The following is a 23,980-nucleotide window of genomic DNA, read 5'->3' on the forward strand; positions in this document are numbered from 1 at the left end:
CAGTATAAGCCCTTCGCGAAGGGATATGCCAGGCTGGAGCCGCTGCGTTCCGGCCGAACCGCCAGGGATTCGCCAGCCGCCATGCTCCGTCCATCTCATGCATTCGCCAGCCTGCTTGCCCTTGCCGTGCCGGCAACAAGCTTCGCCGCCGCGGCGCCGCAGTCCTTCAAGGGCGAGTATACGGTGTCCTATCTCGGCCTTTCGATCGCCAGGGCGACTTTTTCCAGCCGCTACGAAGGCGACAGCTATGCCATCGACGGCACCGTCTCGGCCGCCGGCCTCGGCAAGCTCTTCGACGACACGAAAGGCACGATCTCGTCGAAAGGCACGATTTCCGGCAAGCAGATGCAGCCGCGTGCCTTCCGGGCCGACTATACATCCGGCAAAAAGGCCTCGATGGTCGAGATCCGCTTCGCCAACGGTGCGGTCACCTCCACGCAGGTCGTTCCCGCGCCGAAGAAGCGCGATCCGAAGAGTTGGGTGCCGCTCGGCGATAGCGACCTGAGATCGGTGCTCGATCCCATGGCCGCGACCGTCATCCATGCCGACAGCCTGGACAAGGTCTGCGGGCGGACAGTCAAATTCTATGACGGCGAGATGCGCGCCGACCTTACCTTGACCTATGCCTCCAAGGGCTCGATCTCGGTGCCGGGCTACAAGGGCGACACGGTGACCTGCAAGATGGGCTTCGAGCCGGTGGCGGGCTATCGCAAGGGCCGCAAGGCGCTGAATTTCCTCAAGAACAAGAGCCGCATGCTGGTGACGTTTGCACCGCTCGGCCAATCCGGCGTATATGCGCCGATCCGCGCCACGGTCGGGACCCAGATCGGTCCGCTGACCATCAGCGCGGGACGGTTCGAAGCGGTCAACTAGATCAGGCGCTACCGCGCGCCGGCGGGGAACGAATGGCGCGCGCAACATTGATCGGGTTTTCGGCGGTCGCCATGTGGGCGCTGCTGGCGCTGCTCACCGACGCCTCGGGCCAAGTGCCTCCGTTCCTGCTGTCGGCCATCACCTTCGCCATCGGCACCTGTGTCGGCCTGGCGGCGCGGCTGTTGATGCCGGCGCCCGACCGGAGCCAGAAGATCCCGCCACAGGTCTGGGTGATCGGCATAGCCGGCCTGTTCGGCTACCACTTCTTCTATTTCACGGCGCTGCGCAACGCGCCGGCGGTCGAGGCGAGCCTGATCGCCTATCTGTGGCCGCTGCTGATCGTGCTCGGCTCGGCGCTGATGCCGGGCGAGCGGCTTGCCTGGAACCATGTCGTCGGCGCGCTGCTCGGCCTTGCCGGCACCTTCCTGATCGTCACCAAGGGCGGCGCGCTCGCCTTCGACGCGCACTATGCCTTCGGCTATGCGATGGCCGCCGTCTGCGCGCTGTTGTGGTCGTCCTATTCGCTCCTGTCGCGGCGCTTCCCGTCGGTGCCGACCTCGATCGTCACCTGGTTCTGCGCGGCGACGTCGGTGCTGTCGCTTATCTGCCATTTTCTGCTTGAGAAGACGGTGCTGCCGGATGGCCCTGGACAGTGGCTGGCCGTGATCGGACTCGGCCTGATGCCGGTGGGCGCGGCCTTCTACGCCTGGGACATCGGAGTCAAGCGCGGCAATATTCAGGTGCTGGGCGCCGCGAGCTATGCCGCGCCGCTCCTGTCGACGCTGGTGCTGATCGCTGCCGGCGTCGCCGAGCCGTCGCTGCGCATCCTCGCCGCCTGCGTGCTCATCACCGCCGGAGCCGCGCTGGCGGCGAAGTCGCTGCTGATGCGCAAGACGGCGGCCAAAGAGGTCAACGCATGATGCCGTTTCCCGGCGGCATCGAGGCCAACGCCAATGCGACCCTGCTGTTCTCGTTCGTCGCGGCGGTGATCTACGCCTTTGCGCTCGACATGCCGCCGAAATGGACGCGCAGCGCGGCAAAGACTCTGGCCGTGGCTTTGCTGGCCGTGCTTGCCGCCATGCAGGGCGGTCCGCTGCTGCTCGTCGCGGCGCTGGGCCTAAGCGCCGTCGGCGACGCCTTCCTGTCGCGCGACGGCGAAAAGGCTTTTCTCGGCGGGCTGGCGAGCTTTCTCGCCGGCCACATCGCTTATGTCGCGCTGTTTTTGCAGGCGGGCGGCGGGCTCGGCCTGTTGAGCGCGGAATCCTGGCGGGGCGCGATTGCACTCGCCATGGCCGCATTCAGCATCGTCATGCTTGCCGCGCTCTGGCGCCGCGTCGGCCCGCAGTTGCGTATCCCGGTCGCCGTCTATGTCGCGGCGATCCTCGCCATGGGCATTTCGGCGCTCACCACGGACAAGGTCTGGGTCATCGCCGGCGCGGTGCTGTTCATCGCGTCGGACGGGCTGCTGGCAACCGAGCGCTTCCTGCTCGCGGCGATCTCGCCGCATCGCGTTTGGATGCGCTACGCGGTCTGGGTGCTTTACTACGCCGCCCAACTGGCGATCGCGCTGGGATTTCTTCTCAGCTAGGCGATCTTCGGCTGCCAGCCCGGCTCGGCCAACTCGAAGGCCGCAAAATCGAAGCCCGGCGCCACGGTGCAGCCGACCAGCGTCCATTCGCCGAGGCTGCGCGCCGATTGCCACCAGCCGGCTGGCACGACGATCTGCGGCCGTTCGCCGGCGGCAAGGGCCGTGCCCAGCACCTGCTCGATGATCACGCTCGCGCCTTCCTCATGCATCGACAGCGCCAGCGGCGCGCCGGCATAAAAGTGCCAAGCCTCGGCCGCGTCCTTCACCCGGTGCCATGCCGAAAGCTGGCCCTGCTCGAGCAGGAAATAGATCGCGGTCGAATGACCGCGCGAGCCGCCCGCGGCGTCGCGAAAGGTCTCGGCATACCAACCGCCCTCGGGATGCGGCTTGAGGCCCAGCGTTGCGATGATCTCGGCGGCGCTGGTGGTCATTCGCATCCTTTGTCTTGATGCATGTCGTCATCCCAAAAACCGCCGCACACTTTTGGGCGACATGCCTCTCAAAAATTATCCTTGCGCTTGCGGATCTCGGCAAAGACCTCGGCGTCCGAGGCTTTCTCCATGCCGAGATGCTTGCGGATCGCCGGGTCGTGCGAGCGCAGGAACGGGTTGGTCGACAGTTCCTCGCCGATGGTCGTCGGCAATGTCGGCTTGTTGTCGGCGCGTAACGCCTCGATCCTTGCCGCGCGCTGCTTCAACACCGGATTGCTGGGGTCGACCGTCACCGCGAAGCGGGCATTGGCCAAGGTGTATTCGTGGCCGCAATAGATGGCGGTTTGCGCCGGCAGCGCCGCCAGTTTCTTCAGCGATTCATACATGACCGGCGGCTTGCATTCGAATAGGCGGCCGCAACCCAGCGCAAACAGCGTGTCGGCGGTGAAGGCTACTTTCGAAGCGGGCAGATGGTAGGAGACGTGGCCAGCAGTATGGCCGGGCGTCTCGATGACCTCGATCCTTTCCTCGCCCAGGCGCACGACCGAACCCTGGCCAACCGTCTCGTCGATGCCGGGGATCTTTGCCTTTTCGGCTTCCGGGCCGACGATGCGCAATTTGAAGCGTTCCTTCAGCGCCAGATTGGCTTCGACATGGTCGGCATGATGGTGCGTGGTGAGGATCAATGTCGGCGTCCAGCCGGTGCGCTTGATCGCGGCCAGGATAGGCGCCTCTTCCGGCGCGTCGATGATCGCCGTCTGCCCGCTTTTCGGATCGTGAACCAGCACGCCGAAATTGTCGGTGCGGCACATGAACTGCTCGATTTCGACCGGCATCGACATTTCTCTCCGTTATCGCCGCAGAGATAGGGCGGCCGGCCGCCGATGTCATCTGCCTTTGTTGAACTTGACCACTTTGTTGAACTCGGGCTCCTTCGCGGCTACCGTCCCGCGCATGCATTCGGATATCGTCGATCTGCGCTCCTTCTACTCGACCACACTCGGGCGTCTGGCCGAGCGTTCGATCACCATGGCGCTGTCGTCCATATGGGCAACCGTTCCCAACGAGCGGCTGGTCGGGCTCGGCTACACGCTGCCCTGGCTGGAACGCTTCGGCACCGATGCCGAGCGCGTCTTCGCCTTCATGCCGGCGACGCAGGGCGCGGTGGTGTGGCCGGTGTCGGGGCCGACGGCGACGGCGCTGGTCTTCGACGAGGAACTGCCGCTAGTCGATTCCTGCATCGACCGGGTGCTCTTGGTGCATTCGCTCGAACATGCCGAAAACCCACGCGAGACGCTGAACGAGATTTGGCGCGTGCTGTCGCCGGCGGGCAGTGTCGTCATTGTCGTGCCCAACCGGCGCGGCGTCTGGGCGCGGTTCGAGCACACGCCCTTCGGCAATGGCCGGCCGTTCTCGCGCGGCCAGTTGACCGAGTTGCTGCGCGAGGCGAATTTCACCCCGGCGACGTGGAGCGACGCGCTGTTCTTCCCGCCGTCGCCGCGGCGTTTCATGATGCGGTTCCACAATGTGCTGGAGAGAGTCGGCCGGCGGTTCTGGCCGATCTTTTCCGGCGTCATCGTCGTCGAGGCACAGAAGCGGCTCTACCAGGGCGTGCCGGTCGCGCAGCGCGCCTCTCGCCGTGTGTTCGTGCCGGTGTTCTCGCCACAGGGCGCAACGCGGCTTGGCCGGCATGCGGCTGACGCCGCGCCTGGCCAAGTGACGCGTTCGTGATCGCGACCGCGCCTTGCATCGCGCGGCGATCGTCACCCTATCTGAGGCATGCTCGATCTGAGGAATGCCCGCTTGGCGCGGTGTTCGTGCCCGCCGCGGAAACCAGGAATATCCTTCATGGACAACCAGACCGATAAAAAGCCAGGCTCAAAAAACGCCGCCGTCTCGGTCGAGGCGAGCAGCCTCGCCGACCAGGTGGCGACGATCAAGCTGGGGTTGAAGGCCTCGCCGGTGCGCAGGCAACTTGCCTGGGTCTCCATCGGCATTGTCGCGGTCATCGTCGCAACCTCGATCGGACAGGTTCTGCTCAACCGCTGGAACCAGCCTTTCTACGATGCGCTGGCCCGGCGCGACATGGCTGCTTTCCTGCACCAGTTGCTCATCTTTGCGATGATCGCCGGCGGGCTTCTGGTGCTCAATATCGGCCAGACCTGGCTCAACCAGATGATCCGTTTGAGGCTGCGCGAGGCGCTGACGCTGGACCTGATCGATCAATGGATGCGTCCGGCGCGGGCCTTCCGGCTGGCCAATGCCGGCGCCATCGGCGTCAATCCCGACCAGCGCATGCAGCAGGATGCCGCTCATTTGTCGGACCTGTCGACGGATCTCGGCGTCGGCCTGCTGCAGTCGTTCATCCTGCTTGTCTCCTTCGTCGGCGTGCTGTGGCAGCTGTCTTCCGGCTTCGTGTTCCACGTCGGCGGCTATTCGCTGGCGATACCGGGCTACATGGTCTGGGCCGCATTCCTCTATGCCGGCATCGCCTCGTGGCTGAGCTGGCTGGTCGGGCGTCCGCTGATCAGCCTCAACAGCGAGCGCTACACCCGCGAAGCGGAGCTGCGCTCCTCCATGGTGCGGATCAACGAGAATGTCGACGCGATCGCGCTCTATCATGGCGAGCCCGACGCCAGGCGCCGGCTCGAACTCGACCTCGGCACGGTGCTGGGCGCCATGCGGCGCATCTTCACCGCCCAGATCAACCTGTCCTGGGTGACCGATACCTATGGCTGGATAACGGTGGTGGCGCCTATCCTGGTGGCTTCGCCGGTCTATTTCTCGGGCGATATCAGCTTCGGCGGGCTGATGATGGCGGTCGGCGCCTTCAACCAGGTTCACTCGTCCCTGCGCTGGTTCATCAACAACATCGGCAGCATCGCCGACTGGCGCGCGACGCTGATGCGCGTGGCCGATTTCCGCATCGCGCTCACCGAAACCGACGCGCTGCATGACACGGAAAAACGCATCCGGTTCGGCGAAAACGCCAATGGCAGCCTGACCTTCGACACGCTTGAGGTGGCTTCGCCGGAAGGCTGCACCAAGCTTGCCCAGACGGAAGTCGAAATCCACTCCGGCGAGCGCGTCATGATCACCGGCGAGCCGGGGGCCGGCAAGACATTGTTCTTCCGCGCGATTGCCGGCCTGTGGCCATGGGGGAGCGGCCGGATCGGCCTGCCGGCCGGCGAGACCCCCATCTTCGTGCCGCGCGTGCCTTATTTTCCGGCCGGCACGCTGCGCGAGGTGCTCGATCATCCGAACGGCGAGGCCCCGGCCAGCGATACCGAAATTTCGGCGGTGCTTGCCGAGGTTGGCCTCGAACGGCTGTCATCCTCGCTCGACCGCAGCGGGCGTTGGGAGCGAGAGCTGGGCGACGACGAACAACGGGCGCTGGCTTTCGCCAGGCTCGCCTTGCGCAAGCCGAAATGGGTGATCATCGACGAGGCGCTCGATGCGTTCGACGGGCCGACGTTGCGGCGGGTTCTGGCCATGCTTCAGAAGCGTCTGCCAGAAAGCGCGATCGTCAATATCGGACGCGGTCAGCACAACAATCAGTTTTTTCCGCGCTCGCTGAACATCGTCAAGGATACCGGCGCGCCGGCGCTGAGACCCGCGCGAGTCAGGGCAGGGGCGATCGAACCGCCGCCTCCGGTGGCTCGCCGCAAGAAGGAATCCACTGAAGCATAGGGCGTTTCACCGTTTCGCGGAAAACGGCTCTATCTCTTTGTTTTCACGCAGTTCCTGACGGAAAAGTGTGCAGCGGTTTTCGTCGGCGTCGTGTCAAGGATCAGACCGCCCGGGCGCCATATTTGGCGCGGAACTCGTCGTAGCAGTCGCGCCGCCAGCGGCGGCCGACGACATAGCCGCGCAAGAGTTCGGCGGGCGAGTAGCCGAGCGACTTGGACGACCGGTTGGCGTGATAGCCCGAAAACGCCTGCGGCAACCTGCCCTTGAGGATATCGGCGATGATCTGGCGCGCAATCATGTAAGGCGGAACGTCGGGATAGCGGTCGGCGATATAAGGATGCTTGTCGATCAGACTGGCGTAGGCCTCGACATAGCCGTCGCGGCGGCCGGAGATCGAATTCTCCGAATTGTACTTCTTCCAGTCGATGTCCTCGGACAGCAAGGCGCCGCTGCGCTGGGCAAAGCGCAGCAGCAATTCGCGATCCTGCATGCGCGTGATGTCGCTGTCATAGCCGCCGATCGCGAGCAGCGACTCGTGCCTTGCGGTGATCGCCGAGCCGGCAATGAAGATGGTCTGCGAGACCAGGGCACGCTGCAGCGTGCTCTTGTCGAGGAAAGCGTCGCGATTGATGCATTTGGTGCTGCGGCTGCCTTTCAGCGACAAGAACGAGCTGATGAGGACTTCGAGCGAGGGATTCTGGTCGAAGCGCGCCAGCGTCCGCTCCAGCCGATCCGGCAGATAGACGTCGTCCGAATCGAGGAAGGTCACGACCGGTGCCCGCGCGCGCTCAATGCCCGCATTGCGCGCGGCATTCGCGCCGCGCCATTTGGCGCCGACATAGATCAGCCTCGGGTCGCGGATTTGGGCCAGCGCGGCGGCCGTCCCGTCGGTCGAACCGTCGTCGACCACGATGTGCTCGAAGCGGTTAAGTGTCTGGGCGAGAACACTTTCCACCGCGCGCACAACCTGGCTGCGCCGGTTGTGCGTCGGCGTGATCACTGAGATCAGCGGAACCGTGTCGGTCGGCATCTGATTTCCGCTATGTCCGGGCATTGAAGTCGCTGATTGAATTTGCCGCCGCTCGCTCTGCATGCCCGTCCCAGGATATGTGTGTTGAAGCTACAGAAAACGGCCGCCGCTGTCACGTCGATGTGTCTTGACGGAGGCCTGTTTTTTGCCCGTCGCGGTTTAAAGGCAACACTGTTCGCTGCGATCTTGATTGACGGCGTTGAGCATCCGCAGCCGGTAAGCAGCGTCAGCCCCGCCTCAACAAAAACACCGCCTGCTGGCCGAAGAAGTTCCAGAACCACCAGGGCATCGACAGGCCGATCTTCTGGCCGTTGGCGTCGAGCGCGGTTGCTTTCTCGACGGTCGCGCCGAGTTCCTCGCACAGGTTGACGAAGTCGCGAATGGTGCAGAAGTGGATGTTGGGCGTGTCGTACCAGGAGTAGGGCAGGTCCTTGGTGACCGGCATCCTGCCCTTGATCAGCAGCGAAAAGCGCACGCGCCAGTGGCCGAAATTGGGGAAGGAGACGATGGCGCGGTTGCCGATCCGAAGCAGTTCGTCGAGCACGACCTTCGGGTTGCGCGTCGCCTGCAGCGTCTGCGACAGCACGACGAAGTCGAAGCCCTTGTCGGCGTAGAATTTCAGATCGGTGTCGGCGTCGCCCTGGATAACCGATAGCCCGCGCGCCACGCATTCATTGACGCCGCGCTGCGACAGTTCCAGCCCGCGGCCGTCGACCTGCTTGGTCTCCTGCAGGAGTTCCAGAAGCACGCCGTCGCCCGAGCCGACATCGAGGACGCGCGAATTGGCCGGAATGAGATCGGTGACGACCTCGAGGTCGACACGCTGGGCGCGATTGACGCTCATGGCCTTGCCTCCTGCATGGCGCGCGATCCGGCTCCGAAAAGTCCGCAACTTTTTGCGTTCGCTGACCTTCGGTCCGGGGTCATGCGCTAAGTCCCCTGGCGCGGGCGGCCGACGCGATGAAGCCGTTGATGGCCGCGAACAGCTCCGGCTCGTCGAGCAGGAAGGCGTCGTGGCCGCGATCGGTCTCGATCTCGACGAAGGAGACGGAAGCGCCCGCCGCGTTCAAGGCATGCACGATCGATCGGCTCTCCTCGGTCGGGAACAGCCAGTCGCTGGTGAAGGAGACCAGGCAAAAGCGCGTCTTGGTGCCGGCGAAGGCGTCGGCGAGGCGCCCGCCATGATCGGCGGCAAGGTCGAAATAGTCCATCGCGCGGGTCAGATAGAGGTAGGAATTGGCGTCGAAGCGGTCGACGAAGGTCATGCCCTGGTGGCGCAGATAGCTTTCGATCTGGAAATCGGCGTCGAAGCCGAAGGTGAGCGCCTCGCGGTCCTGCAGATTGCGGCCGAACTTGCGGTGGAGTGCTGCTTCCGAAAGGTAGGTGATGTGAGCGGCCATGCGCGCGACGGCGAGCCCCTTTTCCGGCCGCTTGCCTAAATCTAGATATTTGCCGCCATGCCATTCCGGATCGGCCATGACGGCCTGTCGGCCGACTTCATGGAAGGCGATGTTCTGCGAGGAATGGCGGGCGCCGCTGGCGATCGGCAGGGCGCAGAACACACGCTCCGAATGGCTCGCCGCCCATTCCAGCACCTGCATGCCGCCCATCGAGCCGCCAAGCACGCAGAACAGCTTTTCGATGCCGAAATGATCGACCAGCATCGCCTGCGCGCGCACCATGTCGCGGATGGTGATGATGGGCAGGTCGAGCCCATAAGGCTTGCCCGTCGCCGGATTGGTCGAGGCCGGGCCGGTCGAGCCGAGACAGCCGCCGATGACGTTTGCGCAGATGACGAAGAAGCGGTTGGTGTCGATGATCTTGCCTGGGCCGATCAGCACTTCCCACCAGCCCGGCTTGCCGGTCACCGGATTGGTATTGGCGACGTGCTGGTCGCCCGTCAGCGCGTGGCAGACGAGGATGGCGTTGGAGCGCGCGGCGTTGAGCGTGCCATAGGTCTGGTAGGCGATCTGGAAAGGCGACAGCAGCGTGCCGGCGTCGAGCTTCAGCGGCTTGTCGGGGCCGAACTGCAGCACCGGGCTCGACGGATGGTCGGCCTCGTCCTTGGTCCTTGCAGCGCGCTGAGCGGCCATGTCCATCCTCATCCTGTCCGCATCGGTCTCGTCCCGACGCGGTGTCCGGCCGGCAGCGGACAACAAAAAACCGGCATTGCCGTCGCAAAGCCGGTTACAGGTTGCAAACGGCCCTTTAGCGAGTTGTTTAACGTGGCTGCAAGCCGACCGGCCAAATCACCACGGAAGTCTGGCAGTTCTTCTAGGACCAGCGCCGCGCTTCGTCAACGGGTAGCCTCCTCGCGGCGCTCCAGTCGGTTCACCACACCCAAGCAGGCCATTTCCTGCCAAGCCAACACATGGCCTGCCTTGTCTTGTCGCAGTTTCGCCTTCACGGAATCTGTTCAGCGCTTCGACGCAACCCCTAGTTCGCTGCGCCGCCAGGCCGAAGGCGAAATGCCAACGGATCGCCTGAATTCGCGACCGAAATGATAGACGTCGCAAAAGCCGCATGTCTCGGCAATCTCGGCGATCGGCTGGTCGTCCTGCACAAGCAGCGACTGCGCGTGCATCAACCGCTCGCGCATCAGCCACTGATGCGGGCTGGTGCGAAGATAGCGCTGAAACATCCGCCGGGTCTGCGACGGCCCGAGCCCGGTGACGGCCGACAGGGCCGACGCGGTCCATGCGAAACCGAGCGCCCCGCGCATCGCTTCGATACCGGAAGTGAGCGGTTTCGGCAGGTCGTCGCTATCCGGCCCCGCCAACGCGCGATCGATCAGGAGCAGGAATTCGGCAACCAGTTGCGAAAGGCGCAGATCGAGGCTGGCGTCGCGGCGGCGCAACGCGGCAAACAGGCGCTCGAACCACGGGACTGGATTTGTTCCCTCGGCGAAGCTGGCGCGCGGCGTGCCCTCTCCGAACAGTTTGCGCCGCAGGATGGCGGGCTCCGGGCCGTCCAGCCTGAACCAAAGCACCGTCCAAGGATCCCGGGGATCGGCGGAATGGACGTGCGGAGCCTCGTTCGCCATCCAGACCAATTGACCAGCCCCGACGTCTATCCTTTGCCCAAGCGTTTCGACATAGCCGGCGCCGGCAAGACAGTAGATGATGTCCTGTCCGGGATAGACGGCGCGTTCTATCCGGTAATCCGGTCCGGCGGCGACTTTTCCGGCGCGCAGCACGCTGAACGCGGCGCGGGTCCAGGCCGGGGCTGGCACATAGTGGAAACTCTCAATTACGGACGTTCTTTTGTGCATGCGCGTTTTATACAAAAAATACGTTCCCTTTGTCCATTTTGTTCCGCGGCGGAGGGGCTAAATTCTCCTCAAGAGCCTGGGATTTCCGGCCGGAAACGGATCGGAACCAGGCCTTCAAAAAGGTTCAGGGGCGCCCGTGCCGCATCGCGGGACGCTTTGGGGTTCCAGGGAGAATATCGATGCTCGCGATGACCAGACATGAAGCCGAGCTTTACGCGCGCGACGGCTACATCATTCGCCGTGGCCTGCTGGGCGCCGGTGAAGTCGCCAACTTTCGCGACCACGCCCGCAAGCAACTCGCGGAGGAGCAGAGCAAGGGCGGCGTGATGTCTAAGGGCGACAAGGAGGGCAAGACCACGCTGCTGAAGATGTGGACCAAGGCCGAGGACGACAAATACGGCCTGCTGGCCCGCGACGAACGCATGGTCGATCTGGCCGAGGACGCCGTCGGCAAGCCGATCTACCTCTACAGCCACAAGATGACGATGAAGCAGCCCAACGAAGGCGGCGCATGGGAATGGCACCAGGACTTCGGCTACTGGTACAATTACGGCTGCCTGGCACCGGAAATGATGAGCATCTACGTCGCGCTCGACAAGGCGACCCGCGAAAACGGCTGCCTTCAGGTGCTCAAGGGCACGCACAAGCTCGGCCGCCTCAATCATATCCGCGAGAACGAGCAGACCAATGTCGAGCATGAGCACCTGGAAGCTGCCCTGAAGCGCTTCGAGCACATCTATGTCGAGATGGAGGCGGGCGACGCCCTGGTCTTCGACGGCAACCTGCTGCACCGTTCGGACGCGAACCGCTCGGACACGTATCGTTGGGGCTATATCTGCTCCTACAACGCGGTCGAGAACGCGCCCTTCAAGAAGGTGCGCGAATACGGCAACTACGAACAATTGCGCAAGGTGCCTGCCGGTTCTTTCCAGCAGGCTTCATGAGCAGGCACGACCGGGCAGAAGCCCGGCCTTGAGGACATCGAACCGGGCTTGGGCCCAGGCTGCGGATCGATGGGGAGATGAAGAACAGTGACGGACGGCTGCAGCCGTCGCGCCGCCGTCGAGGGAGGAATGGGATGGCCGATACGGTCAGGAGCGGCGCGCGCGCGGCAGCCGCAGGCCGGTTTGAATTGTCGCGACTCTTGCGGGTCCGTGAGGCTGGCGTGTTCATCGCGCTGGTCGTGATCTGCTTGTTCCTGACCTTCGCGACCGACAGCTTCCTCACGTCGCTGAACCTCTTGAACATAGGCCGACAGGTTTCGCTGCTCGGGATCATGGCGGTCGGCATGACGTTCGTGCTGATCTCCGGCGAGGTGGATCTGTCCGTCGGATCGACCTACGCCTTTTCGGGGCTTGCCACCGGCATGCTGATCGTCGCTGGCTGGGGGTTGTTGCCGGCGCTCGCGGTCGGCCTCTTCGCCGGCGCCGTCATCGGCGTCATCAACGGTATCCTGTCCACCTACGGCCGCCTGCCCTCGCTCATCGCCACGCTCGGCATGCTCAGCATCGTCCGCGGCGCCGCGCTCATCCTGACCAACGGCCAGCCCGTCACCGTCAACGCGCGCAACGGCGCGCTTCCCGACGTTCTCGACACCTTCAACTTCATGGGTCAGGGCTATCTGTTCAGCATCATTCCGATGCAGCTCGTGTTCTTCGCCATCATCGCCGTGCTGGCATGGCTGGTGCTTTCCTATTCGAACTTCGGCTTCCGGGTGTATGCCGTGGGCGGCAGCGCCAAAGCGGCGCGCGTGTCGGGCATTTCCGTCAACACCGTGAAGATCTGGGCCTTCGTGCTGATGGGGCTGCTCGCCGCCTTCGCCGGCATCCTCAGCCTCGCCTTCCTGCCCAGCGGGCAGGCCGGCCGCACCGGCCTCGGGCTGGAGCTCGACGTCATCGCCGCGACCATCGTCGGCGGCGCCTCGCTGTCGGGCGGCGAAGGCACCATCCTTGGAACCATACTCGGCGTGCTGATCATCGGCGTGATGCGCAACGGCCTTGTGCTGATGGGCGTGTCGCCCTTCGTGCAGGAACTGATGATCGGCCTCGTCATCATCATCGCCGTCGGCATCGACAAATGGACAACGCGCCGCGCGGCCTAGAACCGGATTCAGGTTTCAGGCCGCATCAACCTGAAATCTGAATCCGGTTCCAAATCAGGGAGATAGAGCATGATGTCGTCCGAAAACCGCTGCACACTTTCGGCATCATGCTCTGAGGGCAATCAAGCCAAACAAAAAAGGGAGGACTATCCATGAAAATCAGACACGTCATTCTCGCGGCGGCGCTCAGCCTGCTGCCCACGCTCGCGCATGCCGAGGCCAAGCTTTCCGATTTCTCGCTCGCCGATCGCATCAAGGCCAAGATCGCCGCCGGTCAGCCGCTCGACATCTACGTTTCCTACCATGACGTCTCGAACGAATTCGCGCCGTTCATGAAGGCCGGCGTGCAGCGGGCGGCGACCGAGGACAAGGTCAGCGCGCAGTTCATCGGCCCGGTCGGCGCCGATGCCGACGGCCAGATCAGCGAGATCGAGACGCTGATGGGCAAGATGGACGGCCTGGCGATTTCATCGGTGTCGACCGACGCGCTGGCGCCGCTGATCGACAAGGTGATCGCCGCCGGTATCCCGGTCGTCACCTTCAACACCGACAATCCCGAAAGCAAGCGCCTGGCTTTCGCCGGGCAGGATCTCGTGCAGTCGGGCCGTGAGGCCGGCAAACTGATGGCCAAGGTCCTCGGCGGCAAGGGCAAGGTGATGATCACCACCATCGACGCCGCCGCCCAGTGGTCGCTCGACCGTGAAAAAGGCGCGCGCGAGGCGCTGAAGGCCGAGCCCGGCTTAGAGGTGGTCAGCACGCTGAACACCGGCACCGATCCGCAGAAGATCTATTCGGCGATCGAGAACGCCATGCTGGCGAACCCCTCGATCTCCGGCATCCTGTCGCTGGAGTGTTGCTCCACTCCCGCCGCCGGCACCTGGGTCGAGCGCAACAAGGCGGCCGACAAGGTGAAGGTGGTCGGCTTCGACCTGCTCGACCAGACCGTGCAGCTCGTGCAGAGCGGCGACGTGCAGGCCACGATCGACCAGGCTCCGGAAAAGCAAGGCTTTGCCGCGGTCGACCTCCTCGTCCAGTTCCTCAAGGGCCAGACGATCGAGAACCTCGACACCGGCGTCGGCGTCTACACCAAGGAGAACATTGCCGAGGTGGCCAAGAAGTAACAATGCCAGCGTGACGGGCCGGCGGGCCGCAGGTTCCGCCGGCCCGTCGAGCCAGCTCGATGACGGCCGCCCCCTCCTTCGCAAACATCGTCGAGATCGCCGGCGTAACCAAGCGGTTTCCCGGTGTGCTCGCGCTTGACCGTATTTCCGTCGGCTTCCGGGCCGGCGAGGTTCACGCCGTGATCGGCGAGAACGGCGCCGGCAAGTCGACGCTGATGAACATCCTGGCCGGGGACCTGCGCCCCGATGGTGGCAAGCTTCTGGTCGAGGGCAGGGACGTGAAACTTTCCTCCCCGCTCGACAGTCGCGCCCACGGCATCACTGTCGTCTATCAGGAGCTGGCGCTCTGCCCGACGATGAGCGTGGCCGAAAACATCATGATGTCGGACATGGCGGCGCGCTCTGCCGTTTCGCTGCTGCCGCGCGATATGATGCGGCGGGAGGCGCGCGATGCGCTCACCCGGCTCGGCATGGGCGGCCTCGACCCCGACACCAAGGTCGGCCGCCTCTCGGTCGCCGAGATGCAATTGGTCGAAATCGCCGGCGCCATCCGCCAGAATGCCCGCGTGCTCGTGCTCGACGAGCCGAATTCGGCGCTTTCCAAACGCGAAAGCGAAAGGCTGTTCGAGGTCGTCAGGCAGCTCCGCGCCGAGGGCGTGACCATCATCTACGTATCGCACCATCTGCGCGAGGTGCTGGATATCGCCGACCGCGTCACGGTCATGCGCGATGGCCGCACGATCGTGACGATGGACAATGAGGGCCTGTCGGAGGACCAGCTCATCCGGGCCATGGTCGGCCGCGACCTCGACGCCGCCATGCAATGGTCGCTTCAGGTCGAACCCAGGCCTGAAGACGAGGACACCGTGCTGACAGTCGAGAAGCTCGAGGCGGCGGGGCTGGAGGACGTCAGCTTCAGCGTGCGCGCCGGCGAGATCCTCGGCATCGGCGGACTTCCCGATTCCGGCAAGGACGGACTTGGCGACGCGCTTTTCGGGCTCTGCGCCCGGCGCGGCAAGGTCACCATCGACGGCAAGGAACTGCGCGGCGCCGATCCACTTGCCGCGATCCGCCTCGGCATGTCCTTCGTTCCGGCCGACCGGCGCGGTTCCGGCGGCCTTCTGCAGATGAGCGTGGCCGACAATGTCGTCTCCGCCTCGCTGCCGCGCTTTTCGCTGGCCGGCTTCGTGCGGCGCGGCGCGGTGAAACGCGAGGCCCGCGCCCAGGTCGCGCGGCTCGATGCGCGGATTTCACATCTCGGCCAGAAACTGGGAACGCTTTCGGGCGGCAACCAGCAGAAGATCATCCTCGGCCGCAGCCTCGTCACCAATCCGCGCGTGCTGGTGCTGCACGAGCCGACACGCGGCATCGATGTCGGCGCCAAGGCGGAAATCTACTCGATCCTACGCGGCATCGCCGGCGAAGGCATGGCGATCGTCATGATCTCTTCGGAGATACCGGAGTTGATCATGAATGCCGAACGAGTGCTTGTGCTGCGCGACGGCCGCCTGTCGGGCGAACTCACCGGCCAGGCTATCACCGAGACGGCGATCCTCGCATGCGCCATAACATCGTGAGACGGGAATGCGGATGACCAAGCCAAAGATAACCATCGTCGGCAGCTTCGCGGTCGGGCTGACCATGCGGGCGCCCAAGCTGCCCATTTTCGGCGAAACCATGCTCGGCACCGATTTCGACATGGGTCCGGGCGGCAAGGGGTCCAACCAGGCCGTCGCAACGGCGCGTCTGGGCGCTTCGTCGTCGCTGCTCGCCATCCTCGGCACCGACAAGCTCGCCAGCATCGCCACCGATCTCTATGCAATCGAAGGCGTCGACACCGGCCTTGTGAGCACGCGGACGGAGCGGGCGACCGGCGTCGGCTTCATCATCCTCAACGACAAGGGCGAGAACTTCATCATCCTCGACATGGGCGCCAACGAGTTGATGGACGCAGCCACGGTCGACACGGTCGAGGCGCGCATCGCCGAAAGCGATGTCGTCATGACCGTGCTGGAGGTGCCGACGGCCGCCGCCACGCGGGCGATGGAGCTTGGCCGCAAGCATGGCGCAAGGACGATCCTCAACCCGGCGCCGGCGCGCCAGCTGCCGGACACGATCTTCGCCTGGGTCGATTACCTCACTCCGAATGAAAGCGAACTGCGCATCCTGCTCGGCCTGCCCGCCGACGATCCAAGGTCCTCGCGCGAACTCGCTCGGGAATTGCGGCGGCGCGGCGTGCGCAACGTCGTCGTCACACTCGGCCGCAGCGGCGCGCTGATCCTGACCGACGAGATCGACGTCATGGTGCCGGCGGTGCCGGTGGAGGTCACCGACACGACCGGCGCGGGCGATGCCTTCAATTCGGGCTTCGCCATGGCGCTTGCCGAAGGCCGCGACATCGTCGAGGCCGTGCGTTTCGGCGTCGCCTGCGGCGCGATCGCCTGCACCAGGCTCGGCGTCATTCCCGGCCTGCCCCAGCGCGCCCAGGCCGACGCGCTTTATGCCGAAGCCATGAAAACCGTATGGAAGGAGCAACCGTGAACCGCAACCGACTGCTTAACGCCGAACTCGCTCACGCCATCGCCTCCATGGGGCATGGCGACCTGATGATCGTCTGCGACGCGGGTTTTCCCATTCCGTCGAGCGCATGGCGCATCGACCTCGCCATCGCGCCCGACGTTCCCGATCTCGAGACCGTGCTGACGCCGATCGCGGCCAACCTGATCGCTGAACGCGTCGCCTATGCCGACACGCTGCCCGTGCACAACGCGCCGCTGCTCGCGAAGGTGAAGCGCCTGTTCCCGGACGCCGACCATGAAACCGTCAAGCACGAGGCCATTCTCGGCGAAATGGCCGCCAAGGCCAAGGTGATCGTGCGCACCGGCGCCTTCGACCCCTGGGGCAACATTCTGCTCTATTCCGGTGTCGACGTTCCGGCCTGGTTCTCCAAGCCCGGCGTTGTCGCGCCCGACTACTACGCCAAGAAACTCAAGGGCTGAGCGTGCCGAAGATCTTCGATTTCGGCGGCCGCGAGGTCGAGCGGAGCATCACGGTGGCCGGCCTGCGCGCATTGCGGCAGGCTGGCCACCGCGTCGCCCAGGTGACCGCCGAGACGGCGGACGAGGCCGCCGCGGCCGAGGCGGCCGGCATCGAGATGGTCGTCTGCCGGGCGACCAATGTGGCCCGCGTCCGCGAGGGGTCGCGCCGCGTCTTCGTAACGGCCGCGCTCGGCTTCGCCGACGCGGTGACCGGCGACGAGATCCTGCGCACCGCTTTTTCGGCAATCACCTCCGGCGCGGACGCCGTCATCACCGGACGCGGCTTCGACACGGTCCGCATTCTGGCCAATGAACGGATACCGGTCATGGGCCATCTCGGTTTCGTGCCGCGCAAATCGACCTGGGTCGGCGGCATCCGGGCGGTCGGCAAGACTGCGGCCGAGGCGGTCGAGCTCTGGGACCAGTTCCGGCGACTGGAGGATGCCGGCGCCTTCGCGGTCGAGTGCGAGATCATACCGGCGGCGTTGATGGCGGAAATCCACCGCCGCACCTCGCTGGTGACCGTGTCGCTCGGCTCGGGCGCCGAGCCGGACGTCATCTTCCTGTTCACGTCGGACATCTGCGGTGAGTCGACCCGTCTCCCTCGCCACGCGCGGGCCTGGGGCAAGCTGGCCGCGTTGCACCAGCAGGTACGCGACGCCCGGATCGACGCGCTCACCGCCTTCCGCAAGGAGGTCGACGGCGGCAGCTACCCCGGCAAGGCCGAGATCGCGGCCATTGCCGAAGAGGAGTTGGAGGGGTTCCGCGCCCTCGTCGATTCGACGAAGTCATGACTGGCTCCTGAGGCCCGGTGTGATTTCAAGGCCCTGATCCTCGCGGGCGGTCCGCATGCACCAGGCGCCGGCACTCGACATTCCAGCCCGTGGCCTGTATTTCCGCTGCGGCCTTGAAGGCCTTCTCGACGGATTTGTGACATGAAGCAGGATCAGCCCCGTCCGACGCCCCGCGCGGGCATCATGGACATCGAGGCCTATGTGCCGGGAAAAAGCACCGCGCCCGCCGGCGTGACGAAAGTCTACAAGCTGTCGTCGAACGAAAATCCGCTCGGGCCCTCGCCGAAGGCGATCGAGGCCGCACGCGAAGTGGCGGCGAAGCTCGACGTCTATCCCGATGGCACCGCCCGCCGGCTGCGCGAGGCGATCGCCGAAGTGCATGGGCTGAACCCGGCAAACATCATCTGCTCCAACGGCTCCGACGAGATCCTCGGGCTCCTGGCGCAGACCTATCTCGCGCCGGGCGACGAGGCGGTGTTCACCGAGCACGCCTTCATGGTCTACAAGATCTACATCCAGGCGGCGGGCGCCAAGCCGGTGGCGGTCAAGGAAACCGACGAGCGCGCCGACATCGATGCGATTTTGGCCGCGGTGACGCCGGCCACGCGGATCGTGTTCCTCGCCAATCCGAACAATCCGACCGGCACCTATGTGCCGTTCCAGGAAGTGCGCCGGCTGCACGCGGCATTGCCGAAGGACGTGCTGCTGGTGCTCGACGCGGCCTATGCCGAATATGTGCGGCGCAACGACTATGAAGCTGGCATCGAGCTGGCGGGCAGCTCCGAGAACGTGGTGATGACCCGCACCTTCTCCAAGCTCGGCCTTGGCGGCGCGCGCATCGGCTGGATGTACGGGCCGGCGCATATCGTCGATGCGATCAACCGCATCCGCGGCCCGTTCAACGTCAATGCCACCGCGATCGAGGCCGGCATCGCCGCGATCCGCGACCGCGCCCATATCGAGCGCAGCGCGACGCACAACGAGAAATGGCTGGCCTGGCTCAGCGCGGAGCTGACCGGGCTCGGCCTGCGCGTCACGCCCAGCGTCGGCAATTTCGTGCTGATCCATTTTCCCGACGGCAAGAAGCATTCGGCGGCGGCGGCGGACGATTATCTCAGTGCGCGCGGTTACATCCTGCGCCGCGTGACCGGCTACGGCTTTCCCAATGCGCTGCGCATGAGCATCGGCACAGAAGAGGCCAATCGCGGCGTCATCGACGCGCTCAAGACCTTCCTGAAAAGCTAGAACACCATGGCATCACCGATGTTCGAGAAAATAGCGCTGGTCGGCATCGGCCTGATCGGCTCGTCGCTCGCCCGCGTCATCCGCCGCGAGGGCCTGGCGCGCCATATCGCCATCGCGACGCGCAGCGCATCGACGCTGAAGCGCGCCGAGGAGCTAGGCCTTGGCGATTCCTACACGACGGATGCCAGGGAAGCGGTGCGTGACGCCGACCTCGTCATCGTCTCGGTGCCGGTCGGCTCGTCCGGCGAGGTCGCGGCCGAGATCGCGCCGACGCTGAAGAAAGGCGCCATCCTTACCGATGTCGGCTCGACCAAGGCCTCGGTCATCGCGCAAATGCAGCCGCATGTGCCGGAAGGCGTGCACTTCATCCCCGGACATCCGCTGGCCGGCACGGAAAAGTCTGGACCCGATGCCGGCTTCGCCGACCTCTTCGAGAACCGCTGGTGCATCTTCACGCCGCTGCCGGGCACCGATCCCGCGGCGCTCGAGAAGCTTTCGGAATTCTGGCGGCGCTGCGGTTCCAACATCGACACGATGGACCCGCAGCATCACGACATGACCTTGGCGATCGTGTCGCACCTGCCGCACATCATCGCCTACAACATCGTCGGCACGGCGGACGATTTGGAAGCGGTGACCAAGAGCGAAGTCATCAAATATTCCGCCTCCGGTTTTCGCGACTTCACGCGTCTTGCAGCCTCCGATCCCACCATGTGGCGGGACGTGTGCCTGCACAACAAGGACGCCATCCTGGAGATGCTGGCGCGTTTCTCGGAGGATCTGGCCTCGCTGCAGCGGGCGATCCGCTGGGGCGACGGCGAAAAGCTCTTCGATCTCTTCACCCGCACCCGCGCCGTCCGCCGCTCGATCATCGAGGCCGGACAAGACATCGATGTGCCGGACTTCGGTCGGCAGGCCGTCGAGCATCCCAAAGGGAACTGATGTTCAGGTGAGGCCGGCCTGCAAATGGCAGCTCCCTGCGCTTCCGGTGCTCACGTACTTCAAGTACGCTCCGCTTCGGTTCTCGGGACCCACCATTTTCGACTCGGCCTGACCTGAATCTCAGCTCCCTTTGCCTTCTCGGGCTGGCGGCCAGTGCGCCGCCATCATGGCCAGCGTCTCGGCCCGATCCGGCGCGCCGAGGCGGCCGCCGAAGCGCAGGCATTTGAGCGCGGCGGCGGCGCTGGCGAAGCGCAGGGCCTCTTCCATGGGCATGGCCTCGGCGAGGCCGACGGCGAAGGCGCCATGGAAGACGTCGCCGGCGGCGAGCGTGTCGACAGCCTTGACCTTCGGCGCCTCGACATGGCGCACGCGCCCGGTCGCCCGGTCATGCCACCATGTGCCTGCCGCGCCGCAGGTCACCGCGACGAAGGCATCGGTGCGCGAGGCAAGGTCGGCGCAGGCGCTTTCGGGGTCGAGCGCGTGGCCGCAGACGATGCGCGCCGCCGGCTCCGAGGCGACGATGTGCGAGGCCAAGGGCAGCAGCCGCTCCAGCACCTCGACGGGCGCGGTGTCGGCATCCAGGATCGCCGGGCGGCCGATCGATCTGGCCGCGCTCAGAGCAAGCGCCGCGGCGCCCGGCCAGCGGACATCAACCAGCACGGCGTCGAAGGCGGAAAGGTCGGCGAGCGGCAGCGCCTCCGGATCGGCTTGCGCCTTTTTGTCGTAGAAGGGGACGATGACGCGCTCGCCATGCGCATCCACCAGGATCGCGGCCAGCGCCGACCGCGCGCCGGCGACGCGGCGAACGAGGCTGCAGTCGACGCCTTCGGCTTGAATATCGGCGATCAGCTGGTCGCCGACCGGATCGTCGCCCGCGCTCGCCCATAGCGAGACCTCGGCGCCGAGGCGCCGCGCAGCACAGGCGGCGCTCGTCGCCATGCCGGAGGCGATCTGGACACCGTCGCTGGCGATGAACTTGCCTTGATGCGCGGGCAGCGCCTCGACGCGAAGGATCGTGTCGAGGGTGAAGGCGCCGACGCTGAGCAGTCTGACCGGCTGCGCCATCGCTGCGCTACTCTAACGGCTTGATCTTGCCGAGCGGGATGAAGCCCAGCGAGGCCTTGCCCTTGACGATCTTCAGCGGCAAGGACGGTTCCTTGCCAAGCATGGCGATGGCGGCAAAGCTCTGCTCGATTTCGCTTTTGTGCTCCGGCATGGCACCGCCAAGGATGGCCGCCACCGCCTTGGGATCCTTGAGCTTGATCGTCAGGCTTGCGTCGATCAGGCCTTCCGCGTCGACGGAGACCGGCCCGGACGCGGTGATGCGCGCGGTTCCCGACGACAGGTCGAGCTTGGCGATGTCGATCGACTGGCCGCGCAGGCTTTTAGGCGGCGTCGCGATCAACGCCACGCCGTTCTTCAGCATTACGTCGCCACTGCCGTCCAATGCCGGCAGCACGCGTCCGTCGATGGCATCCGCATTGATCTCCAGATCGCCAAAGCTGCCGACGTAGTTGATGTCCTGGCCGGACGGCTGCAACTGGCCCGCCGCCTTGGCGGCGCTGAACAACTGCATCGGGTCTGTGTCGTCCTGCGGATCGGTCTGACCGTTGAGGCCTTCAGCCTGCAGCGAAACGCTCCTTGGCAGCGGCCACGACACTTTCACCTTTGCCTGCAACTGGTCCCAGTCGATCCAGAGCGGCGGCATGCCGGGCGCCATCGTCCGCAGCGGCCCGCGCAGGTCGGCGACCGGCGACAAAGGCCCGGTGATCCCGGCCACGGCGTTGAAGCTTCCGGTGGAGGCGGCGACCTTTCGGACGTCGTCTTCGTAGGCGATGTTGTCGCAGGAGACCGTGAAGCTCATCGGATAGCCGCTGACGGTAAGGTTGGCGCAACCGGCGGCGATCCCCTTGCTGCTCAGCCTCGCCACCGCCTGGTCGGCCTCGGTCTTGAGCCTGTCGGCGAGATAGAACCAGCCGCCGCTGTAGATGGCGAACAGCACGAGGATGAACGCGGCAAGCCAGAACAGCCGGCGGCGAGGTTTGGGCGATCGCTCGTCACTTGACGTCATGCTGCGGCTCTCGTTAACCCCTCATCCAGCGAGCGGGCATTCACTCTCACGCAGACAAGCGGGGGGCAGAATAAGCACCTTGGCGGTGCGGTGTCGTTCACTCGAATGCGATCAGGCTTGGCGATATGGGCGATTTTTGGGTTTTTGGCTATGGGTCGCTGATCTGGCGGCCCGGATTTGCCCATGTCGAGACGCGCCGCGCCCAGCTTTACGGCTATCGCCGCTCGCTTTGCGTCTATTCCTTCGTTCATCGTGGCACGCGCGCGCGGCCAGGCCTGGTGCTTGGCCTCGACCGGGGCGGCTCCTGCATCGGCTTGGCATACCGTGTTCCCGAGAATTTGCGCGACGAGGTGCTTTCCTACCTGCGCGAACGCGAGTTGGTGACCAGCGTCTATCTCGAACGCATGCTCGACATCCGGCTGAATGGCGGCGGTTCGGCCGAGGCGGTCGCCTACACCGTCGACCGGCAGCATGAGCAATATGCCGGCGGGCTCGATGTCGATCACGCCGCAGAGGTCGTTCGCGGCGCCGTCGGCCAGTCCGGCCGGAACGAGGACTATGTCTTGAGCACGCTCGAGCATCTCAAGGCGCTCGGCATCCGCGATCACTGGCTGGAGGAGGTGGGCCGCCGGATCGCGCTTTCGTGACGGTCTGGTCCGATCAAAAAGCAAAACCATGCCTTTGACCTCCGCCGGGCACGACCTAGCTTAGCGGCAACCCCATCCCTTGGCATCAAAGCCCTTTCCAGCATCACGGAGATCAGTCTTGCAGAAACGCCGTCTCGGTCGCACCGACCTTTCCATCGCGCCGCTGGTCCTGGGCGGTAACGTCTTCGGCTGGACCGCCGACGAGAAGACCTCCTTCGACCTGCTCGACCGGTTCGTCGGCGCCGGCCTGAACGCCATCGACACGGCCGACGCTTATTCGCGCTGGGTTCCCGGCAATAAGGGCGGCGAATCGGAAACCATCATCGGCAACTGGATGAAAAGCCGCGGCAACCGCGACAAGGTGGTCATCATCACCAAGGTCGGCTCCGACATGGGGCAAGGCAAGAAGGACCTCTCCGCCGCCTATATCGAAAGGGCGGTCGACGCTTCGCTAAAGCGGCTTCAGGTCGATGTCATCGACCTCTATCTGTCGCATTGGCCGGATCCGGCGACGCCTTACGAGGAAACGCTCGGCGCCTATCAGCGCCTGCTCGAAATGGGCAAGATCCGCTATGCCGGCTGCTCCAATCTCGATGCCGGACAGTTGCGCGCGGCGCTCGACGTCGCCAGCCTGCGCAGCCTGCCGCGTTACGAGGTGCTGCAGCCTGAATACAATTTGTACGATCGCTCGTCGCTCGACGGACCGCTGCTCGACCTCTGCAAGGCCGAGGATATCGGCGTCATCACCTATTTCAGCCTGGCCAAGGGATTTTTGAGCGGCAAATACCGCAGCAAGGCAGATCTCGGGCAAAGCGCGCGCGGCGAGGGCGTTGCCGGCTACCTCAACGAGCGCGGCATGCGCATCCTTTCCGCTCTGGATGCCGTGGCCGAGCGCCATTCGGCCAAGCAGGCGGAAGTGGCGCTGGCCTGGATCATCGCGCGGCCAGGCGTCGCGGCGCCGATCGCCAGCGCCACGACGCCGGCCCAGATGGACAGTCTGATCCGTGCAGCGTCGCTCAAGCTTTCGGCGGACGATATCGGGGCGCTGGACCGCGCCAGCTCATAGCATTCGCACGATCGTCCAAGACGGCCATTACGATCCCTCGTAAGTCCTGTCGCATCGCGGCGGGAGGAGGTA

General features: G+C 65.0%; 24 protein-coding genes and 1 riboswitch. Of the genes, 16 read left to right on the forward strand and 8 right to left on the reverse strand.

Annotated features, from left to right (window positions below):
• The first annotated feature begins 81 nt into the window (after positions 1-81).
• From FJW10_RS16690 to FJW10_RS16700, 3 genes are read left to right on the forward strand one after another with little or no spacing between them, the layout of a single operon-like run.
• On the forward strand, positions 82-873 hold the full coding sequence (locus tag FJW10_RS16690) for a DUF3108 domain-containing protein (protein WP_140900925.1): 792 nt from the start codon (positions 82-84) through the stop codon (positions 871-873).
• 32 nt (positions 874-905) lie between these two features.
• A complete protein-coding gene (locus FJW10_RS16695; RefSeq protein WP_140900926.1) occupies positions 906-1,793 on the forward strand; it encodes a DMT family transporter in 888 nt (295 codons plus the stop codon).
• The gene (locus FJW10_RS16700) at positions 1,790-2,461 is read left to right on the forward strand and encodes a lysoplasmalogenase family protein (RefSeq protein WP_140900927.1); all 672 of its coding nucleotides are present in this window, start codon (positions 1,790-1,792) and stop codon (positions 2,459-2,461) included. The genes FJW10_RS16695 and FJW10_RS16700 overlap by 4 nt, the downstream gene beginning before the upstream one ends.
• On the opposite strand, the gene FJW10_RS16705 is transcribed toward FJW10_RS16700, so the two are convergent.
• The gene (locus FJW10_RS16705; RefSeq protein ID WP_140900928.1) at positions 2,458-2,892 is read right to left on the reverse strand and encodes a cupin domain-containing protein; all 435 of its coding nucleotides are present in this window, start codon (positions 2,890-2,892) and stop codon (positions 2,458-2,460) included. The genes FJW10_RS16700 and FJW10_RS16705 overlap by 4 nt on opposite strands.
• A 68-nt stretch (positions 2,893-2,960) precedes the next feature.
• A complete protein-coding gene (gloB, locus tag FJW10_RS16710; RefSeq protein WP_140900929.1) occupies positions 2,961-3,728 on the reverse strand; it encodes a hydroxyacylglutathione hydrolase in 768 nt (255 codons plus the stop codon).
• A 118-nt stretch (positions 3,729-3,846) separates the two neighbouring features.
• Here gloB and FJW10_RS16715 point away from each other — a divergent pair, with 118 nt between their 5' ends.
• Positions 3,847-4,623: a methyltransferase domain-containing protein gene (locus tag FJW10_RS16715; RefSeq protein WP_140835145.1), complete on the forward strand. Its 777-nt coding sequence runs from the start codon at positions 3,847-3,849 to the stop codon at positions 4,621-4,623.
• A gap of 117 nt (positions 4,624-4,740) precedes the next feature.
• Positions 4,741-6,582: an ABC transporter ATP-binding protein/permease gene (locus tag FJW10_RS16720; RefSeq protein WP_140900930.1), complete on the forward strand. Its 1,842-nt coding sequence runs from the start codon at positions 4,741-4,743 to the stop codon at positions 6,580-6,582.
• A gap of 100 nt (positions 6,583-6,682) precedes the next feature.
• Here FJW10_RS16720 and FJW10_RS16725 read toward each other — a convergent pair whose 3' ends face one another.
• The 4 genes from FJW10_RS16725 to FJW10_RS16740 form a co-directional block, all read right to left on the reverse strand.
• Positions 6,683-7,612 (reverse strand): glycosyltransferase family A protein, encoded by a 930-nt coding sequence (locus tag FJW10_RS16725; RefSeq protein ID WP_140900931.1) that lies wholly within the window; start codon positions 7,610-7,612, stop codon positions 6,683-6,685.
• Between the two features lie 226 nt (positions 7,613-7,838).
• Positions 7,839-8,456: a methionine biosynthesis protein MetW gene (metW, locus tag FJW10_RS16730; protein ID WP_140900932.1), complete on the reverse strand. Its 618-nt coding sequence runs from the start codon at positions 8,454-8,456 to the stop codon at positions 7,839-7,841.
• A gap of 79 nt (positions 8,457-8,535) precedes the next feature.
• A complete protein-coding gene (locus tag FJW10_RS16735; RefSeq protein WP_140900933.1) occupies positions 8,536-9,705 on the reverse strand; it encodes a homoserine O-acetyltransferase in 1,170 nt (389 codons plus the stop codon).
• 95 nt (positions 9,706-9,800) lie between these two features.
• Positions 9,801-9,878: riboswitch (SAM riboswitch) on the reverse strand.
• 150 nt (positions 9,879-10,028) lie between these two features.
• Entirely contained in the window at positions 10,029-10,883 is an 855-nt protein-coding gene (locus tag FJW10_RS16740; RefSeq protein WP_140900934.1) for an AraC family transcriptional regulator, read from the reverse strand.
• 188 nt (positions 10,884-11,071) lie between these two features.
• Between FJW10_RS16740 and FJW10_RS16745 the strand changes: the two genes are divergently transcribed.
• From FJW10_RS16745 to FJW10_RS16785, 9 genes are all read left to right on the forward strand, one after another.
• On the forward strand, positions 11,072-11,827 hold the full coding sequence (locus FJW10_RS16745) for a phytanoyl-CoA dioxygenase family protein (RefSeq protein WP_226892106.1): 756 nt from the start codon (positions 11,072-11,074) through the stop codon (positions 11,825-11,827).
• Between the two features lie 134 nt (positions 11,828-11,961).
• Positions 11,962-12,984, forward strand: coding sequence for an ABC transporter permease (locus FJW10_RS16750; protein WP_140900935.1), 1,023 nt, complete (start codon positions 11,962-11,964; stop codon positions 12,982-12,984).
• A 152-nt stretch (positions 12,985-13,136) separates the two neighbouring features.
• Positions 13,137-14,105, forward strand: coding sequence for a sugar ABC transporter substrate-binding protein (locus FJW10_RS16755; RefSeq protein WP_140900936.1), 969 nt, complete (start codon positions 13,137-13,139; stop codon positions 14,103-14,105).
• A 59-nt stretch (positions 14,106-14,164) separates the two neighbouring features.
• Positions 14,165-15,682, forward strand: coding sequence for a sugar ABC transporter ATP-binding protein (locus FJW10_RS16760; RefSeq protein WP_140900937.1), 1,518 nt, complete (start codon positions 14,165-14,167; stop codon positions 15,680-15,682).
• A 13-nt stretch (positions 15,683-15,695) separates the two neighbouring features.
• On the forward strand, positions 15,696-16,646 hold the full coding sequence (locus tag FJW10_RS16765; RefSeq protein ID WP_246674283.1) for a ribokinase: 951 nt from the start codon (positions 15,696-15,698) through the stop codon (positions 16,644-16,646).
• Complete coding sequence (rbsD, locus tag FJW10_RS16770; RefSeq protein WP_140858623.1) at positions 16,643-17,104, forward strand: D-ribose pyranase; 462 nt, start codon at positions 16,643-16,645, stop codon at positions 17,102-17,104. Before FJW10_RS16765 ends, rbsD begins: the two co-directional genes overlap by 4 nt.
• Positions 17,105-17,106: 2 nt before the next feature.
• Positions 17,107-17,937 carry a 3-methyl-2-oxobutanoate hydroxymethyltransferase gene (locus tag FJW10_RS16775; protein ID WP_140900939.1) on the forward strand — a complete coding sequence of 277 codons (831 nt, stop codon included), beginning with the start codon at positions 17,107-17,109 and terminating at the stop codon, positions 17,935-17,937.
• A 141-nt stretch (positions 17,938-18,078) separates the two neighbouring features.
• On the forward strand, positions 18,079-19,182 hold the full coding sequence (hisC, locus tag FJW10_RS16780; protein WP_140658765.1) for a histidinol-phosphate transaminase: 1,104 nt from the start codon (positions 18,079-18,081) through the stop codon (positions 19,180-19,182).
• 6 nt (positions 19,183-19,188) lie between these two features.
• Positions 19,189-20,124 (forward strand): prephenate/arogenate dehydrogenase family protein, encoded by a 936-nt coding sequence (locus tag FJW10_RS16785; protein ID WP_181177556.1) that lies wholly within the window; start codon positions 19,189-19,191, stop codon positions 20,122-20,124.
• 120 nt (positions 20,125-20,244) lie between these two features.
• Here FJW10_RS16785 and FJW10_RS16790 read toward each other — a convergent pair whose 3' ends face one another.
• Together FJW10_RS16790 and FJW10_RS16795 are read right to left on the reverse strand one after the other, a co-directional pair.
• The gene (locus FJW10_RS16790; protein ID WP_140900941.1) at positions 20,245-21,189 is read right to left on the reverse strand and encodes a sugar kinase; all 945 of its coding nucleotides are present in this window, start codon (positions 21,187-21,189) and stop codon (positions 20,245-20,247) included.
• Positions 21,190-21,196: 7 nt separating this feature from the next.
• Positions 21,197-22,195: a DUF2125 domain-containing protein gene (locus tag FJW10_RS16795; protein ID WP_140900942.1), complete on the reverse strand. Its 999-nt coding sequence runs from the start codon at positions 22,193-22,195 to the stop codon at positions 21,197-21,199.
• Between the two features lie 125 nt (positions 22,196-22,320).
• Here FJW10_RS16795 and FJW10_RS16800 point away from each other — a divergent pair, with 125 nt between their 5' ends.
• Positions 22,321-22,842, forward strand: a complete 522-nt coding sequence (locus FJW10_RS16800) for a gamma-glutamylcyclotransferase (RefSeq protein WP_140900943.1) — start codon at positions 22,321-22,323, stop codon at positions 22,840-22,842.
• A 118-nt stretch (positions 22,843-22,960) separates the two neighbouring features.
• The gene (locus FJW10_RS16805; protein WP_140900944.1) at positions 22,961-23,908 is read left to right on the forward strand and encodes an aldo/keto reductase; all 948 of its coding nucleotides are present in this window, start codon (positions 22,961-22,963) and stop codon (positions 23,906-23,908) included.
• The last annotated feature ends 72 nt before the right edge of the window (positions 23,909-23,980 follow it).

It is taken from the genome of Mesorhizobium sp. B4-1-1, from assembly GCF_006439375.1.
Taxonomy (GTDB): domain Bacteria; phylum Pseudomonadota; class Alphaproteobacteria; order Rhizobiales; family Rhizobiaceae; genus Mesorhizobium.

Excerpts from the sequence above, each read along its gene's own strand:
- FJW10_RS16725 (WP_140900931.1), bottom strand. The coding sequence starts at position 7,612 with ATGCCGACCGACACGGTTCCGCTGATCTCAGTGATCACGCCGACGCAC.
- FJW10_RS16745 (WP_226892106.1), top strand. The coding sequence starts at position 11,072 with ATGACCAGACATGAAGCCGAGCTTTACGCGCGCGACGGCTACATCATT.
- hisC (WP_140658765.1), top strand. The coding sequence starts at position 18,079 with ATGAAGCAGGATCAGCCCCGTCCGACGCCCCGCGCGGGCATCATGGAC.
- FJW10_RS16740 (WP_140900934.1), bottom strand. The coding sequence starts at position 10,883 with ATGCACAAAAGAACGTCCGTAATTGAGAGTTTCCACTATGTGCCAGCC.
- FJW10_RS16705 (WP_140900928.1), bottom strand. The coding sequence starts at position 2,892 with ATGACCACCAGCGCCGCCGAGATCATCGCAACGCTGGGCCTCAAGCCG.
- FJW10_RS16715 (WP_140835145.1), top strand. The coding sequence starts at position 3,847 with ATGCATTCGGATATCGTCGATCTGCGCTCCTTCTACTCGACCACACTC.
- gloB (WP_140900929.1), bottom strand. The coding sequence starts at position 3,728 with ATGCCGGTCGAAATCGAGCAGTTCATGTGCCGCACCGACAATTTCGGC.
- FJW10_RS16790 (WP_140900941.1), bottom strand. The coding sequence starts at position 21,189 with ATGGCGCAGCCGGTCAGACTGCTCAGCGTCGGCGCCTTCACCCTCGAC.
- FJW10_RS16755 (WP_140900936.1), top strand. The coding sequence starts at position 13,137 with ATGAAAATCAGACACGTCATTCTCGCGGCGGCGCTCAGCCTGCTGCCC.
- FJW10_RS16765 (WP_246674283.1), top strand. The coding sequence starts at position 15,696 with ATGACCAAGCCAAAGATAACCATCGTCGGCAGCTTCGCGGTCGGGCTG.
- FJW10_RS16690 (WP_140900925.1), top strand. The coding sequence starts at position 82 with ATGCTCCGTCCATCTCATGCATTCGCCAGCCTGCTTGCCCTTGCCGTG.
- FJW10_RS16720 (WP_140900930.1), top strand. The coding sequence starts at position 4,741 with ATGGACAACCAGACCGATAAAAAGCCAGGCTCAAAAAACGCCGCCGTC.
- FJW10_RS16800 (WP_140900943.1), top strand. The coding sequence starts at position 22,321 with ATGGGCGATTTTTGGGTTTTTGGCTATGGGTCGCTGATCTGGCGGCCC.
- FJW10_RS16760 (WP_140900937.1), top strand. The coding sequence starts at position 14,165 with ATGACGGCCGCCCCCTCCTTCGCAAACATCGTCGAGATCGCCGGCGTA.
- FJW10_RS16735 (WP_140900933.1), bottom strand. The coding sequence starts at position 9,705 with ATGGCCGCTCAGCGCGCTGCAAGGACCAAGGACGAGGCCGACCATCCG.
- FJW10_RS16695 (WP_140900926.1), top strand. The coding sequence starts at position 906 with ATGGCGCGCGCAACATTGATCGGGTTTTCGGCGGTCGCCATGTGGGCG.
- metW (WP_140900932.1), bottom strand. The coding sequence starts at position 8,456 with ATGAGCGTCAATCGCGCCCAGCGTGTCGACCTCGAGGTCGTCACCGAT.
- FJW10_RS16785 (WP_181177556.1), top strand. The coding sequence starts at position 19,189 with ATGGCATCACCGATGTTCGAGAAAATAGCGCTGGTCGGCATCGGCCTG.
- FJW10_RS16750 (WP_140900935.1), top strand. The coding sequence starts at position 11,962 with ATGGCCGATACGGTCAGGAGCGGCGCGCGCGCGGCAGCCGCAGGCCGG.
- FJW10_RS16700 (WP_140900927.1), top strand. The coding sequence starts at position 1,790 with ATGATGCCGTTTCCCGGCGGCATCGAGGCCAACGCCAATGCGACCCTG.
- FJW10_RS16795 (WP_140900942.1), bottom strand. The coding sequence starts at position 22,195 with ATGACGTCAAGTGACGAGCGATCGCCCAAACCTCGCCGCCGGCTGTTC.